Genomic DNA, 14,643 nt, shown 5'->3' with positions numbered 1-14,643 from the left:
AATCCATTTTCATGGGTGTTTCTTTTATCTGCCATTCTCTACCCTTTACTCAGTTGCTCTGACCGACTTTTCTAAATTAGAAGAGACTTGATGAAGCTCGCTCTCTAATTTTTTCTCTCTTATCTTGGAAAATCATGCTACAATAATACTATCTCATTTGAAAAGGAGTTCTTTTTATGAATCAAGAAAAAGTAAGGAAACGAGATTTGCTTTCTATTCTAGCTGTAGCCTTAATCACCTTTGCTGGAATTCTTTCAGAGACTAGTATGAATGTGACCTTTCCCCACCTGAGTCAGGTCTTTGGCCTGAGCCTAGGGGTACTACAATGGATTACCACTGGCTATCTACTGGCTGCCGCTATTACCATAACTTTAGGCGCAACTCTGTCCCACAACTGGACGGAACGCCGTATCCTCTTTACCTCGCTTTCCATCTTTACCCTTGGAAATCTGCTTTCTATGATTGCCCCAGACTTTACTTTCCTTATGCTGGGGCGGATCCTTCAGGGCGGAGCGACTGGGATTGCCATTCCACTTATGTTTAATCTCATCGTGGAGCGGGTCCCTCGGCAGAAAATCGGGTTTTATATGGGGCTGAGCGGCCTAGTCATCAGCATAGCACCAGCCATCGGACCGACCTACGGAGGATTCATGATCGGCTCCTTCGACTGGCATATGATTTACAGCTTTATCATGCCCGTTCCCATTCTCTCTTTTTTACTGGCTTATGTTAACTTGGAAAATTCGGCAGGAAAAAGCAAGCGCCCTTTTGATGTGCTGGGCTTTCTCTCGCTCGCAACAGCTCTTTCCTTTTCTCTAATGACCATCTCCAGTTTAGAAGGTGGTGATAGTGTCAATTGGCTTTATCTAGTCATTTTCTTCCTTTCCTTTGCCTTTTTCATTTGGCGGAGTCTGACTGTTCAAGATCCGTTTCTGGACATCCGTATCTTGAAAGAACCAACAATTTTCTTTGGAATTCTACCCTTTTTAATCTTCCAATTCTCCAATCTATCCAGCAACTTTCTCATTCCCAACTTTCTCGTACTGGTCAAAAAAGTCTCTACTGCCCAAGCTGGTTTTTCCCTCCTTCCTGGGACCATGATCGGGGCTTTCATGTCTCCTTTTCTGGGAAAATTGTACGATAGCAAAGGCCCTAAGCTATCTCTGCTGGGCGGCAATTCCCTAGTCTTTCTGGTCATGATTGTCTTTAGCTTCTTTACAAGCTGGCTCAATCTGCCTTTAATCTTAGGATTTTATATCCTCTTTACTCTGGGCCGCAACATGGCCTTCAACAATACTATGGCTTTATCAGCTTCTCAAGTCAGCAGAGAAAAGACAGCGGATGTAACTGCCCTCTTTCAACTAGCACAAACCTTTGCTGGTGCCTTGGGAACGGCAATTGCAGCTGTCCTGCTTAATCAAGCACCTGACACGACAAGCGGCGTCCACAATGTATTCAGCCTCCTGCTCCTTCTCGCAATAGGAAACTTTATTTTCTACTATTTTCTGTTTCGAGCGATTCATCAGAAGAAAGAAGCCTAATTTTCTATCCCGACTTCCCCTCGGGATATTTTCTTTGGTCAAATCCAGATTTTTCAAATACAATTTTTCTGAAAATTGTGATAAAATAGAGACAATCACATTTAGATAGGTAATAAATATCATGTCTTCAAAAGTTATTATTACAATTTTCGGTGCCAGCGGAGACTTGGCTCAAAGAAAACTTTATCCTTCCCTCTTTCGACTTTATAAATCTGGCAATCTTTCGCAACATTTTGCCGTTATCGGAACTGCCCGCAGACCTTGGAGCAAGGAATATTTCGAGTCGGTCGTTGTCGAGTCCATCTCAGACCTAGCCGACAGTGCCGAGCAGGCTCAAGAGTTCGCCAGCCACTTTTATTATCAAAGCCATGATGTGCAAGATACCGAGCATTATATCGAATTGCGCAAGCTGCAAAACAAGCTCAACGAGCAATACCAGGCAGAAAATAATAAACTCTTCTTCCTTTCTATGGCGCCACAATTTTTCGGAACCATTGCTAAGCATCTCAAGTCTGAGCAAATCGTTGATGGAAAAGGATTTGAACGCCTAATTGTCGAAAAACCCTTTGGGACAGATTTGGCAACTGCCAGTAAACTTAACGAAGATCTACTGGCAACCTTTGACGAGGAACAGATTTTCCGTATCGACCACTATCTGGGCAAGGAAATGATTCAAAAGATTTTTGCCATCCGCTTTGCCAATCTGCTGTTTGAAAATGTCTGGAACCGCCAATACATTGATAATGTACAGATTACCTTTGCTGAAAAGTTGGGAGTTGAAGAACGCGGTGGCTACTATGATCAATCCGGTGCCCTCCGTGATATGGTGCAAAACCATACCTTACAACTCCTCTCCTTATTAGCCATGGATAAGCCAAAAAGCTTTACCAAAGACGATATCCGAGCAGAAAAGGCTAAGGTATTTGAGCGCCTCGTTCAGCCAAGCGAAGAAGATTTGAAACGTTTCTTCATTCGCGGCCAGTACAAGTCTGGCAAAATCAACGGTCGAAAATATATTTCTTACCGTAGTGAGCCCAATGTCAATCCTGAGTCTACTACTGAAACCTTTGCTTCTGGGGCTTTCTTCATTGATAGCGACCGCTTCCGTGACGTTCCTTTCTTCTTCCGAACAGGGAAGCGCCTCACCAAAAAAGGCACCCATGTCAATATCGTCTTCAAGCAAATGGACTCTATCTTTGGTGAGCCTCTCAAACCAAATGTTCTAACCATCTATATCCAGCCAACCGAGGGGATTTCACTCAGCCTCAATGGCAAGGAAGTTGGAGAACTCTTTAATCTAGCTCCTATCTCATTGGATTATCGGACAGATGCCACAGCGTCAGGAGCCTCTCCAGACCCTTATGAAAAATTAATTTTTGATGTCCTTAATAACGACTCAACTAATTTCAGTCATTGGGACGAAGTAAAAGCCAGCTGGGAGCTCATCGATCGCATCGAAGAACTCTGGAGTCAAAATCAAGTACCACTCCATGAATATCCTGTCGGATCTATGGGACCAGAAGCCTCCTTCGAGTTACTTGCCCAATTTGGAGCAAACTGGCAATGGCAACCTGATAAAGAATAATACATACAAAAAAGATTGGAAAATTTTCCAATCTTTTTTATTATTCTTAAACATCTGCTAGCCCTTCTATTACAGCCATTCCTTGTAACGCTTGATATAAAGGCCTTTCACAAGGGTTACACTAACCATATAAAGCACGATAATCAAGAAAAGGCAAAGGAAATAGGTGCCATTCAGCGGAGCTGTCTTCAGAACTGACGCAAAGAGGCTGTATGGCAAGGAAGTGACAAAGAGCGCTGCCACCATGGTCGTCACAATGACGGAAAGAGCAGGACGGCTTTGCACAAAAGGCAATTTAGGTGAGCGTAGCATGTAGATAACCATGGTCTGAGTCCACATAGACTCAATAAACCATCCTGTTTGGAAAAGAGTGATAAAGGTCACTGCCTGTTCAGTACCAGCTTGATAGCTGCCTCCTGTGATCATAGGCACGATGATAAAGTAAAGCACCAGATAGGTCAAAACATCAAAAACAGATGAGATTGGCCCAATCCAAGCCATAAAACGGGTAATGGAGCTAGCTGACCAAATATGAGGCTTCTTGAGAAATTCACTATCTACATTATCAAAGGGCAGAGCGATACAAGACAAATCATAAACCAGATTGAGGACAATCAGATGAACTGGTGCCATAGGCAGAAAAGGCAGAAAAATGCTGGCAAAAAGAAGAGAAAAGATATTTCCAAAGTTGGAACTGACCGTCATCTTGATATACTTGGTCATGTTGGCATAGACCTTGCGACCTTCTACCAGCCCTTTCTCCAGAACCATGAGGTCCTTGTCCAGCAAAATGACATCTGCTGTTTCCTTGGCTATATCGACTGCCGTATCAACAGAAATACCAACATCTGCTACTTTCATAGAAGGTGCATCATTGATACCATCACCCATGTAGCCAACCTTGTGGCCATTGGCCTTGAGTTGGAGAATGATCCGAGCTTTTTGGTCAGGTGAGAGCTTGGCAAAGACCGTTGTATTCTCTACCGCCTGACTCAATTCCTCATTAGATAAAGCATCTACCTCTACGCCTAGCAAGATATTGTCTACATCTAACCCAACCTTTTCACAGACTGCCTGGGTTACCTTATCATTATCGCCCGTCAAAATCTTAGTGGCAACACCATATTCGGCCAGAGTTTCAATAGCTGGAGCCGCAGATGACTTAGGTGGATCTAGAAAGGCTAGATAGCCCGTCAAGATCATATCGGACTCATCCTTTACTTCATACTCATAATCTTCTTCTAAGTCTGACTTGTAGCTAACACCAAGTACGCGCAGCCCTTGCTCATTAAGTTGAGCCACTTCCGCAAGGATTTCCTGACGAATCTCTTCAGTTAGTTCTGTAATGCGATTTTTATACTCTACATAGCTAGAGATGGCCAGCATTTCCTCCAAGGCCCCCTTGGTTACCATGCTGATGACATCCTCATCATCCTTGACAATGACGCTCATACGACGACGCTCAAAGTCAAAGGGCAGTTCATCAATTTTCTTAAAGGTTTGGTCCAAGTCACGAACAATCTCATGCTTTTCGGCTTCTTTCTCTGTTCGGTTGATAATGGCCCGATCCATGAGGTTTTTGAGTCCAGTTTGATAGTAGGAATTGAGAAAGGCCCGACGGAGTACTGCCAAGTCCAAATCACCATGAATATCCAGCGGGTATTCCAATACAATCTCATCTTGGGTCAGTGTGCCTGTCTTATCCGTACAAAGGATATCAATAGCTCCTAAGTCTTGGATGGCATTCAGCTTCTTAATCACGACCTTTTCCTGAGCCATGATAATAGAACCTTTAGCCAGACTCGCTGTGATAATCATTGGCAGCATTTCTGGAGTCAGGCCGACTCCAACGCTGAGGGCAAAGACACCTGCTTCCAGCCAGTCGCCGTCTGTCAAACCGTTGATGAAGAACACAACCGGCACCATGACCAGCATCAGACGAATCAAGAGCCAGGAAATACTATTCATCTCGCGCTCAAAAGAGGTCGGCTCATCGTATGTATTCAGTGTCTGCTCAATGGCTCCCATCATGGTCTCATCGCCAACCACCAGCACCAGAGCTGTAGCTCTTCCGGAAATAACGTTGGTTCCCATGAAGGCCAATGATTCTGTCTCTAAAAGGCTATCGAGATTTTGCCCATCCGCCTTGGTCAAACAGATCTTTTCTACTGCATCACTTTCCCCTGTCAGGCCGGACTGCTGAACAAAGAAATCACGCGAATCCAGCAACAGCACATCTGCAGGAATCATGTCTCCAGCACTAAGCTTGATAATGTCTCCTACAACAAGCTCATCAATTGGAAATTCCTGCTCTGTTCCTTCTCGAATGACCGTAGCTGTATTGACAATCAGCCGAGACAGATTGCTAGCAGCGCGGTCGCTCCGCAGTTCCTGAATAAAACGAATGCCTCCAGAAATCAGCACCAGAACGACAATAATAATGGAAGTCGTCGGATCTTCCTCACCAGGCTTGGCCAGCCAGACATTGGTCACTAAGGACACTAGGGCAATCACCAATAAGATGACTGTAAAGGGGTTAATGATAGACTCGTAAATCTTCTTAAAAATAGAGTCTTCCTGACCCTTTGTGATGATATTTTCACCATAGAGGTCACGATTTTCTTCGACCTGCTCTTCTGTCAGGCCGTGAAAGGAACTCTTGTAAAATGCCAGAGTTTCTTGCACAGGAAGCTGCAGAGCAGCAACTAATCTTTCTTTTACTGTTTTCATTGGTTTCTCCTTTATGTATGATTGATAAATTTCATACACAGGGACCAATCACTTTATGAGGACAGAACGACACAAATCAGCGATTGGCTGTGTATGTGCGGTTCCGGATGATCGTCAATTTGCATCGTACTTCTCCTTTCTTAGTTTATAAATGTAGTTAATAATCCCAAGATGCCTGCAAGACATCAAAAGTGGCATTCATCTTCTGGGTCCATTCTTGCAAGTCTGGAAAATTTTCTTTCAAAGAAAATCCAATGACTTCTTCACGTAAATTCCACCAATCTACAAGAGCAACTACTTGGATTGTTGCAATATTTAAAGAAAGTCCCTGCTCAGTAGCCAGTTTCTCTAATAAGGCCAAACTCCGGACATTTCTCTCTTCAATTTGCTGATGTCTGTCTTTCCACCAATGCTCTTTTTCATGAAAAATTTTTTCCGCAACCATCGGCATTGTGTTTTCCAAAATTCCTTCAGCAACGGACAGTATGTTTAAAACGTGCCACTTCTCCATTCCATTAGGAAAAAGCGGAGTTTCCTGACCTAGCTCGTCTAAATATTGGGAAATTAAATCACTACCATACAACCATTCTCCATTGGAAGCTTGAAAAGCAGGAATTCTACCCAAAGGATTATCTTGATTATGTGGTGAATTTTTGTCGAAAGCCACCTGAACCTTCTGAATATCCACTCGCTCCTCTAAATGATGATGTAAAATTGTAGCATAGACTTTACGCGCAAAAGGACTGGTACTGGAATACCAAAATTTCATCACTATTCCTCCTCCTTCTTTTTTCTTAAGAGGCAGGCAATCAACTATTTGTACTCTTGAAATATTTTCAGCAAAAAAGAAGACCCTGCCAATTCTAGGCAGGGTTGTTTGCATGTCAGGTTATTCGCTTCATTGTTTTAAACACAGATAAAACAAGCATTCACCGTTCAAGCTTTAACTCCATAAGGCGATGAAATGAGCTTAGTCTTGACCTTTGCGATCAGGACTGTTGACCAACGAGTAGTGTCTCCACTGCTTTGCGGTAGTCATCCGTATCCTTATGGTAGCCTCACCTACCGATTGACACTATTACTATACTCCTCTTTAGAAAGATTGTCAATAAAGAGAGCTATTTTTATTTTATTTTGCCAAAACTTCCGCAATCCGTCGACAAATCTCTTTGATCATAGTCTTCGGCGCAGCTGTATTGAGACGAGCATGTCCTTTGCCTTCTTGACCAAAATCACTTCCTCTATTCAGGACAACCTTAGCCTCTTCTCGAAGCAAGTGGAAGAGCTGATCATCTGTCAGTCCATAATCTGAAAAGTCCAGCCAAACCAGATAAGTCCCTTGAGGCTTCATGACCCGCAGACGTGGCGCTTCCTTAGCAAAATAATCGACTACAAAATCAATATTTTCTTCTAAGACAGCCTTGAGCTCCGTCAACCAAGCTTTACCATAACGATAGGCAGCTTCTGTCGCTAGAAAACCAAGACCCGAAATTTCATGCTGGTTATTGGCCAGTTGGCGCTTTTGAAACTTTTGTCGCAAACTAGGATTCTCAATCACTGCATAGGAATTTTTTGTCCCAGCGATATTAAATGTCTTGGTCGCACTGGCTAGAATCAGGCTAAAGTCCTTAAAGTCAGGTGAAACAGTATTGAAAGACTGGTGTTTATGTCCAAACAGCGTCAAATCTTGGTGAATCTCATCTGAAACTACGAGAACGCCGTACTTTTGGCAGAGACGACCAATTTTCTCTAACACTTCCCGTTCCCAAACTCGACCTCCGGGATTATGCGGATTGCACAGCACGTAAATCTTGACTTCATTGTCTACGATGTCCCGCTCCAGCTGATTAAAGTCAACCTGAAAGAGACCGTCCTGTTCTATCAAGGAATTAGTAATCAACCGACGATTATTTAGCTTGACACTGCGAGCAAAAGGCGGGTAAACAGGAGTATTGATCAGAACGGCATCGCCTTCATCGGTAAAGGCTTGGATAGCCGTCGAAATCGCAGGAACAACTCCCTCGATAAAGACCAAGGCTTCCTTGTCAAATGTGTAGCCATGCTCATCCTGCTCCCAAGATAGAACAGCATTGATCAACTCCTCACTAGCATAGGTATAGCCATAGACTAACTGATCAGCGTAATCATGCACTGTTTGCTTGATTTCAGGCAAGACTTCAAAATCCATGTCCGCAATCCAGGCTGGCAGGACTTGACTGTCTTTCTCCGCCTCTTTCCATTTATAAGTATGCTTGCCAATCCGATTGGGTGCTGTTTCAAAGTTATAACTTCCCATATTAGTCCTCCAAGGCTGCTTGTAAATCGTCTACCAAATCTCGACTATCTTCGATCCCAATTGACAGGCGCAGCAAATCATCAGTCAAGCCATAAGAATGGCGCACTGCAACAGGAATATCTGCATGAGTCTGGGTCGTTGGATAGGTAATCAAACTCTCTACTCCACCCAAACTTTCTGCAAAGGTAAAGACTTTCAGGCTATTTAAGAGATGAGGAATCTTGCTTTCATCAACAACTTTAAAGGAAATCATGCCTCCCTTACCTGGATAGAGAACTTCTTTTACTGCAGGAGATGACTTCAGAAATGCAACGACTTCTTGCGCATTCTGAGTAGAGCGCTCCATGCGGAGAGCCAAGGTCTTGAGACCACGCAAAAGCAGATAGCTGTCAAATGGAGACAGGACTGCTCCAGTTGTATTGAGATTATAGAACAGCTTGTCATAAATGGCAGTATCATTGGTCATGATAGCTCCAGCCAAGACATCATTGTGTCCGCCCAGATACTTAGTCGCAGAGTGCAAGACAAGGTCAGCTCCATCCTCCAGCGGTCTTTGGTAAATAGGACTGTAGAAGGTATTGTCCACAATGACAGTTACTCCTCGCTCATGAGCCGCTTGGGAAATGCGGGCAATGTCAAACTCTACCATAAGAGGATTGGTCGGTGTCTCGATATAGACAATATCTATATCCTCTGTTAGCTTGTTCAGGAGTTCTTCTTCCGTATTAGCATAGGTAAAGCTAAAGCGTCCTTCCGCTTCGACCTGAGCAAACCAGCGGAAAGAGCCACCATAGAGATCTCGAACAGCCAAAACCTTACTGCCAACTGGAAAGGCGCTAAAGGCTAGCACAATAGCCGACATACCAGAGCTAGTTGCTAGGGCATAATCTGCACTTTCGATAGCAGCTAGAGTCTCTTCCAAGCTAGCCCGTGTAGGGTTCTTGGTTCGAGTATAGTCATAACCTGTGGACTGGCCAAACTCAGGGTGCTGGTAGGTCGTTGAAAAATGCAGGGGTGTTGTTAAGGCACCCGTTGTTGTGTCTGTTTTTACTCCCGCTTGAGCCAACAAGGTATTTAATTTCCGCTCTCTCTCCATTTAACCGTTCCTCTTTTTTAAAAATATTCTACCTTTCTATTGTAACATCTTAAGAAAGTCTTGAGCTTTTTTCTTTTCAAGAGCTAGCTATAGTCTGAAACTATAGAGTAACAATCCATAAAAAAAGAGTCGCTGAACGACTCTTCGTTTCTTATTTCATTCTTAATCGTTGGCGTAAACTATCTGCCTTTTGTCCGATAAAACGGTCTATGAGCCGAACCTTGAGAGACAGTACGATATAGACAAGCATTCCGACTCCTCCAACGGCAGCGACATAGATAAAGCTGTACATCCGATCAGTTGGTTGGAAGATGAAGCTTAGTAGATACTCGACAAGCAGAACCAAGATCACCATGGCAATTGTGAGAATCATACTCAACAGCAGACGCTTCAAGAGGTTCTTAGGATTCAAACCAACAACCTTGCGAATTTCTCTAAACATGAAGAAGATTGGCAGTAAAAGACCGACGGTCGTTGAAATCAAGGGACCATAAGCATGGAAGAGATTGATCATCGGCACCTGCAGACTGAGCTTGACAAGAACCCCATAAAAGAAGTAGAGAATGGCTTTCTTGTTTTGGAACAAAGCTTGAATCATCGGAGCGAGAACTGTATAGGCACTGAGAATGATCGTCTGCAGCATAGCGCAGATGAAGAGCCCTAGTGCTAGACTATCTGGCTTACCATAGAAAACGGTATAGAGCGGGCTAGCCACCAGAACTGCTCCCACTGTTGACGGAAAGATAAAGAAGAGCAACATACTAAGATTATCTTGCACTAGGCGGGCAGCCGAGCGAAAGTCACCCTTGACATAATTCTCGGTCAAGAGAGGAATACCGACACCACCGATAGAAGTTGCCACCGCAATTAAAATCATGGTGATTTTATTCGGATTAGCTGAAAAATAGGCGAATTGTACTAGGAGCTCTGATTTCGTATAATCGCTAATCTGGGTCATAATGTTGATAAAGGTCGCCTGGTCAATAATCTGGAAAAGCTGAATAGCAGAGCCTGTAATGATAAAGGGAATGGCTTCTCGTATCGTATCCCAGAGAAGGGAGCGACCACTAATTCCCGCAGACTTTTTAGGCTTTCTCAGGATAGAGCGCAGCATACCCGTTTTTGCTAGATAGAAAAGCAAAACAAGCATACTTGCTAGCATCCCGACAAAGGCGGCAAAGGTAGACTGGGTCACGGCTTCAACATAGTCACCTGAACCGATTTTCATAATGAAATAAGCCGTCAGTAGCATCCAGATAACCCGAATCACCTGCTCCGAAATCTGGCTAATCGCATACGGTTTCAGATTATTAAATCCTTGGAAAAAGCCCCGAATGACACTCATAGACGGAAAAATGAGCACAGCCCAAGACAAACTCTGCATGACTGGAATCAGGTCAGCCCCGCCACCAGACATTGAGGCAAAAACCGGTGCCATCAAGTACATGATGATTGCAAAGATCAGTCCCAATCCCAGCATGAACTTGAGGAACTCTCGAATGAGAGCAAAGCTGTATTCCTCCTTGTCAATCGTATTATACTTAGCAACTTGCTTGGCAACAGCTACCGGTACTCCTGCTGTGGAAACCAAAAGGAACCAAGCATATATATTATAGCCCATAGTAAAGAGACCATTGGCCTCTGCTCCGTGCTGGCCCATCCAGATGTACCAAGGAATGATATAGACAGCCCCGAGAAGGCGGCTGATAAAATTACTAGCAGTCAGCCAGGCAGTCCCTCTTAGCATTTTCTGCTGCTGGCTCGTTGTTTCTTGGCTCATAGAAAACCTCTTCTATTTGTTCTTCTTTTATTATAAACTTTTCCTTGCCTCTTGTAAAACATAGCCTTTCGGTTTACAATAGAGATATGATAAAAATTGAAACAATACTAGATATTTTAAAAAAAGACCAAAATTTTCGTGAAATCATCGCTGATGGAGACTACTACTTCAACTATCAGGGCTTGACCTTTGACAAGATTAGCTATGATAGTCGCAAGGCAGATAGCAAAACTCTCTTTTTTGTCAAGGGCGAGCATTTCAAGCGGGAATTTTTAGAGAAGGCTGTAGCAGCTGGACTAGAGTTTTACCTGAGTGAGACTGACCTCGAAGTCGGAATTCCAGTGCTTCTGGTCAATGATATTAAACAAGCCATGAGTCTCATTTCTATGGAATTTTACGGTCACCCAGAGCAAAAACTCAAACTTTTGGCCTTCACTGGTACCAAGGGCAAGACCACATCGGCTTATTTCGCTTATAATATTTTAAAACAAAGCCATAAACCAGCCCTGCTTTCTACTATGAATACCACTCTGGACGGCGAAACTTTCTTTAAATCAACCCTGACCACTCCTGAAAGTTTAGACCTCTTTGAGATGATGGCCCAGGCTGTAGCCAATGGTCGTACCCATCTCATCATGGAAGTATCCAGTCAAGCCTATCTTAAAAAGCGGGTCTATGGCCTGACCTTTGATGTGGGCGTCTTTCTCAATATCAGCCCTGACCATATCGGCCCTATTGAGCATCCGACTTTTGAAGACTACTTCTACCACAAGCGACTCTTGATGGACAATAGCCGAGCTGTTGTCGTCAATAGTGGCATGGATCATTTTCAAGTTGTGGCTGAGCAAGTGGCCAACTATGACCACGACTTCTATGGACCAGACTCCGCCAATAGCATCCAGCAATCGCAAGCCTTCTCCTTTGAAGCGCAAGGGAAGTTGGCTGGTTCCTACGATATCCAGCTGATTGGTCGCTTTAATCAAGAAAATGCCATTGCTGCTGGTCTAGCCTGCCTACGACTCGGAGCTTCTATGGAAGATATTCAAGCTGGTATTGCCCAGACACGAGTGCCGGGACGCATGGAGGTCTTGACCCAGTCAAACGGTGCCAAGGTCTTCGTGGACTATGCCCACAATGGCGACAGTTTGGCTAAATTGCTGTCCGTCGTACAAGAACATCAAAAAGGGCAGACCGTTCTTGTCCTAGGAGCTACTGGCAATAAGGGAGAAAGTCGACGCAAGGACTTTGGCCTCCTACTCAACCAACACCCTGAAATCAAAGTCATTTTAACCGCAGATGATCCAAATCGTGAAGATCCGATTGCTATCGCAAAAGAAATTGCTAGCTACATCTCCTTTGAGGTGGAGATGATCGCTGATCGCGAAGAAGCTATCAAAAAAGCCCTCAGCCTGACTAGTGCTGAAGGTGATGCAGTCATTCTAGCTGGCAAGGGAGCAGATGCCTACCAAATCATCAATGACCAAAAGGTTCCCTATCCTGGTGATTATGCACTGGCAGAAAAATACATATAAAAAGGACTTGAAAGTCCTTTTTTATTATCCATTCCACATCACTAAGACGTAGAGCAAGCTGCTGCCTACCATATCAGCAAAGGCGTGTGCCAAAAAGAAAGGCAGCAAGTTTTTAACCTTGTATTTGTAAAAGAAATAATAGAACAGACCGAAGACCACGCCAATCAGAAAAGCAGAGACTAGCCCCTGATAGGTATGGACAGAAAAGCGAACCAGCGTTGAAAAGCCTAAAACCCACCATTTGCTCTCTTCTTTCACCGATGTGAGCAAGCCTAAGAAAAAGAATTCCTCATAAACACCATTGAAGAGAGAATAAAGAATAACGACAGGTCCCAGCGCAGCTAGTTTTCGAAAAACTTCGACAAAGGTCCAGTCGATATGCTGCAAGATTTCTAAGTCAAAATAATTATAGGAACCGACTAAAGCTGCTATCACATCAGAAGTCAGGCCGACAACCGCAAAAATCAAGGGCGCCCAAAGAATAGACCAAGACAAGCGTAGTTTCAGCTGTTTAAAATCATAATGGCGGATGCCTAGATAGATCAGTGCCAACACCAGCAGAAAAACTTGCAATTTCAAATTGCTCAGCAAGGCAAAATTTTCATCCTCTGGTCTGGGCACGATTGCTTGTCCTACAGAGCTGGACATCGTAAGCCAATTTATTGTTGAGGAATAAATAAATTGGCCAAACATAATAATTGCTAAAATCAGCATATCAAACCATCTGAGGTTCTCCAGTGGCTGCTCGGGATAGATTTTTTTCAACATTGTCATTCTAATTCCTTTCCCAAATTCTATATACTACTATAGCACAGAATATAGCAAAATGACAGGTGGGTCTGTCTAATTTTTCCCTCATTCTAAAAACTATCAGTCCAATTGGAACATTAGGCGTTCCTTGTCAAAGCTAGCCTGCAACTCATACTTACCAGCTTCATTCTGACGAATGTAACCTAGAATCACCAGACTATCGACAAAAATGTCTCGACGCTTCTGCAGGAGCTCATCCTTACGGGCATACTTGAGGAGGAAAGTCGTCATATACTTGAGGGCATACTCTAGATTCACATCTCCCAAAATAGCGTAAAGGGGCTTCTGCTCCTCAGACAGCGGATACTGTCGCTGCATTTTATAAAAATAATTGGACAAGGTCAGTTTATCTCTCTGAAAATCGGTATTTTCCAGCAGAATAGCCGCATTAGTCTGATTAGCAAGCTGAGTCTCAAAGCTCAAATTCAACAATTCCTGATAGATCGGACTATCATCTCGAATAAAGATTTCCTGATCCAAAGATAGATTTTCTAGTTTCTCCAAAAGCGGGACTTGCTGATAATAGCGCTTATTCTCCCGCCGAATATAGCCCGCCTTGATACATTCCTCCATGAAGCGATCTAGATTGGGAAAGCCCGCAAATTCACGTTTGATTTCTCTTAAAATCACATCATCCTGCTGATCCAGATAATTGATTAGTTTTTCAAATAAGGGCTGTCGTGTCAGCCGAGTCGGATTGAGAATTTTAATCATGGAGCTCTCCTTTATAGATAAGCTTGGCTGATTGAGCCAACTGACTGGGATTGGTTCCAGGCTGTCCTATAGGCACTGCTAAGCCCAAGTCCTCATAGTAAACTTGCCAAAAATTAGAAATCAGGTTTTCCTCATCTCCAAACTGCATGGGAATGGTCTCAAAAATTGGCAAAATCTGAGCAATATATTCCGAACAGTAAAATCCCTCGCTCTCAGCACAAAAACTAGCATTATAGGACTTGCCCAGATGGGATTTGGCTTCTTTAAAGACGCTGGTCGCATCTATCTCAGGATAAGCAAAGACATGATAGATGTCCCCTTCCTCCAAAAGCTGGCTCAAGGGCTGATGGGCCACTCCCTTTTCCAGCGTTGCATGGTAAATCTCACCATCAAAAAAGATACCCACATGGCTATAGGAGCCCGTTGCTGTCCGAATCGCTGCTGCCATCTCGGATTGACCGACTGTGAACAGCAGGTCACCATTTTGTAAATCTTGAATCTTCATTTCTCTCGTCTATCAAAAAAGGAGCCGAAACTCCTTTACATGTGCGGAAAACCA

At 43.7% G+C, this 14,643-nt stretch carries 11 protein-coding genes and 1 riboswitch; of the genes, 3 read left to right on the top strand and 8 right to left on the bottom strand.

The annotated features are described in order from the left end of the window. Positions 1-176: 176 nt before the first annotated feature. Both A0765_RS03590 and zwf read left to right on the top strand, forming a co-directional pair. The gene (locus tag A0765_RS03590) at positions 177-1,541 is read left to right on the top strand and encodes an MFS transporter (protein ID WP_062004670.1); all 1,365 of its coding nucleotides are present in this window, start codon (positions 177-179) and stop codon (positions 1,539-1,541) included. A 121-nt stretch (positions 1,542-1,662) separates the two neighbouring features. Further along, positions 1,663-3,126, top strand: coding sequence for a glucose-6-phosphate dehydrogenase (gene zwf / locus A0765_RS03585; RefSeq protein WP_048763339.1), 1,464 nt, complete (start codon positions 1,663-1,665; stop codon positions 3,124-3,126). 69 nt (positions 3,127-3,195) lie between these two features. Here the strand turns inward: zwf and mgtA are convergent, their stop codons facing one another. From mgtA to A0765_RS03560, 5 genes are all read right to left on the bottom strand, one after another. After that, positions 3,196-5,856 (bottom strand): magnesium-translocating P-type ATPase, encoded by a 2,661-nt coding sequence (gene mgtA, locus A0765_RS03580; RefSeq protein WP_062004668.1) that lies wholly within the window; start codon positions 5,854-5,856, stop codon positions 3,196-3,198. A gap of 157 nt (positions 5,857-6,013) precedes the next feature. Continuing rightward, complete coding sequence (locus A0765_RS03575) at positions 6,014-6,625, bottom strand: glutathione S-transferase family protein (protein WP_048763342.1); 612 nt, start codon at positions 6,623-6,625, stop codon at positions 6,014-6,016. Positions 6,626-6,777: 152 nt separating this feature from the next. Continuing rightward, positions 6,778-6,933, bottom strand: a riboswitch (M-box (ykoK) riboswitch). Between the two features lie 52 nt (positions 6,934-6,985). Continuing rightward, a complete protein-coding gene (locus A0765_RS03570) occupies positions 6,986-8,152 on the bottom strand; it encodes a MalY/PatB family protein (RefSeq protein WP_062004666.1) in 1,167 nt (388 codons plus the stop codon). A gap of 1 nt (position 8,153) precedes the next feature. Continuing rightward, positions 8,154-9,248: a cystathionine gamma-synthase gene (locus A0765_RS03565; RefSeq protein ID WP_062004664.1), complete on the bottom strand. Its 1,095-nt coding sequence runs from the start codon at positions 9,246-9,248 to the stop codon at positions 8,154-8,156. Between the two features lie 151 nt (positions 9,249-9,399). After that, complete coding sequence (locus A0765_RS03560) at positions 9,400-11,028, bottom strand: putative polysaccharide biosynthesis protein (protein WP_062004663.1); 1,629 nt, start codon at positions 11,026-11,028, stop codon at positions 9,400-9,402. Between the two features lie 86 nt (positions 11,029-11,114). Here A0765_RS03560 and A0765_RS03555 point away from each other — a divergent pair, with 86 nt between their 5' ends. After that, positions 11,115-12,560: a UDP-N-acetylmuramoyl-L-alanyl-D-glutamate--L-lysine ligase gene (locus tag A0765_RS03555; protein WP_062004661.1), complete on the top strand. Its 1,446-nt coding sequence runs from the start codon at positions 11,115-11,117 to the stop codon at positions 12,558-12,560. A 24-nt stretch (positions 12,561-12,584) separates the two neighbouring features. Here the strand turns inward: A0765_RS03555 and A0765_RS03550 are convergent, their stop codons facing one another. The 3 genes from A0765_RS03550 to A0765_RS03540 form a co-directional block, all read right to left on the bottom strand. Continuing rightward, positions 12,585-13,334 carry a CPBP family intramembrane glutamic endopeptidase gene (locus A0765_RS03550; protein ID WP_062004660.1) on the bottom strand — a complete coding sequence of 250 codons (750 nt, stop codon included), beginning with the start codon at positions 13,332-13,334 and terminating at the stop codon, positions 12,585-12,587. 96 nt (positions 13,335-13,430) lie between these two features. Further along, positions 13,431-14,084 (bottom strand): DUF1803 domain-containing protein, encoded by a 654-nt coding sequence (locus A0765_RS03545; protein ID WP_062004658.1) that lies wholly within the window; start codon positions 14,082-14,084, stop codon positions 13,431-13,433. After that, the gene (locus A0765_RS03540) at positions 14,077-14,589 is read right to left on the bottom strand and encodes a YiiX/YebB-like N1pC/P60 family cysteine hydrolase (protein ID WP_062004656.1); all 513 of its coding nucleotides are present in this window, start codon (positions 14,587-14,589) and stop codon (positions 14,077-14,079) included. The genes A0765_RS03545 and A0765_RS03540 overlap by 8 nt, the downstream gene beginning before the upstream one ends. Positions 14,590-14,643 lie beyond the last annotated feature (54 nt).

The sequence above is a fragment of the Streptococcus cristatus genome (genome assembly GCF_001588905.1).
Lineage (GTDB): Bacteria > Bacillota > Bacilli > Lactobacillales > Streptococcaceae > Streptococcus > Streptococcus cristatus_N.
Note: the sequence above shows the minus strand (reverse complement) of the source record. Positions and strands in the feature narration are given on the sequence as shown.

Coding starts and splice junctions, on each gene's coding strand:
- A0765_RS03540 (WP_062004656.1), bottom strand. CDS start 14,589: ATGAAGATTCAAGATTTACAAAATGGTGACCTGCTGTTCACAGTCGGT.
- A0765_RS03565 (WP_062004664.1), bottom strand. CDS start 9,248: ATGGAGAGAGAGCGGAAATTAAATACCTTGTTGGCTCAAGCGGGAGTA.
- A0765_RS03575 (WP_048763342.1), bottom strand. CDS start 6,625: ATGAAATTTTGGTATTCCAGTACCAGTCCTTTTGCGCGTAAAGTCTAT.
- zwf (WP_048763339.1), top strand. CDS start 1,663: ATGTCTTCAAAAGTTATTATTACAATTTTCGGTGCCAGCGGAGACTTG.
- A0765_RS03545 (WP_062004658.1), bottom strand. CDS start 14,084: ATGATTAAAATTCTCAATCCGACTCGGCTGACACGACAGCCCTTATTT.
- A0765_RS03550 (WP_062004660.1), bottom strand. CDS start 13,334: ATGACAATGTTGAAAAAAATCTATCCCGAGCAGCCACTGGAGAACCTC.
- A0765_RS03555 (WP_062004661.1), top strand. CDS start 11,115: ATGATAAAAATTGAAACAATACTAGATATTTTAAAAAAAGACCAAAAT.
- A0765_RS03560 (WP_062004663.1), bottom strand. CDS start 11,028: ATGAGCCAAGAAACAACGAGCCAGCAGCAGAAAATGCTAAGAGGGACT.
- A0765_RS03590 (WP_062004670.1), top strand. CDS start 177: ATGAATCAAGAAAAAGTAAGGAAACGAGATTTGCTTTCTATTCTAGCT.
- A0765_RS03570 (WP_062004666.1), bottom strand. CDS start 8,152: ATGGGAAGTTATAACTTTGAAACAGCACCCAATCGGATTGGCAAGCAT.
- mgtA (WP_062004668.1), bottom strand. CDS start 5,856: ATGAAAACAGTAAAAGAAAGATTAGTTGCTGCTCTGCAGCTTCCTGTG.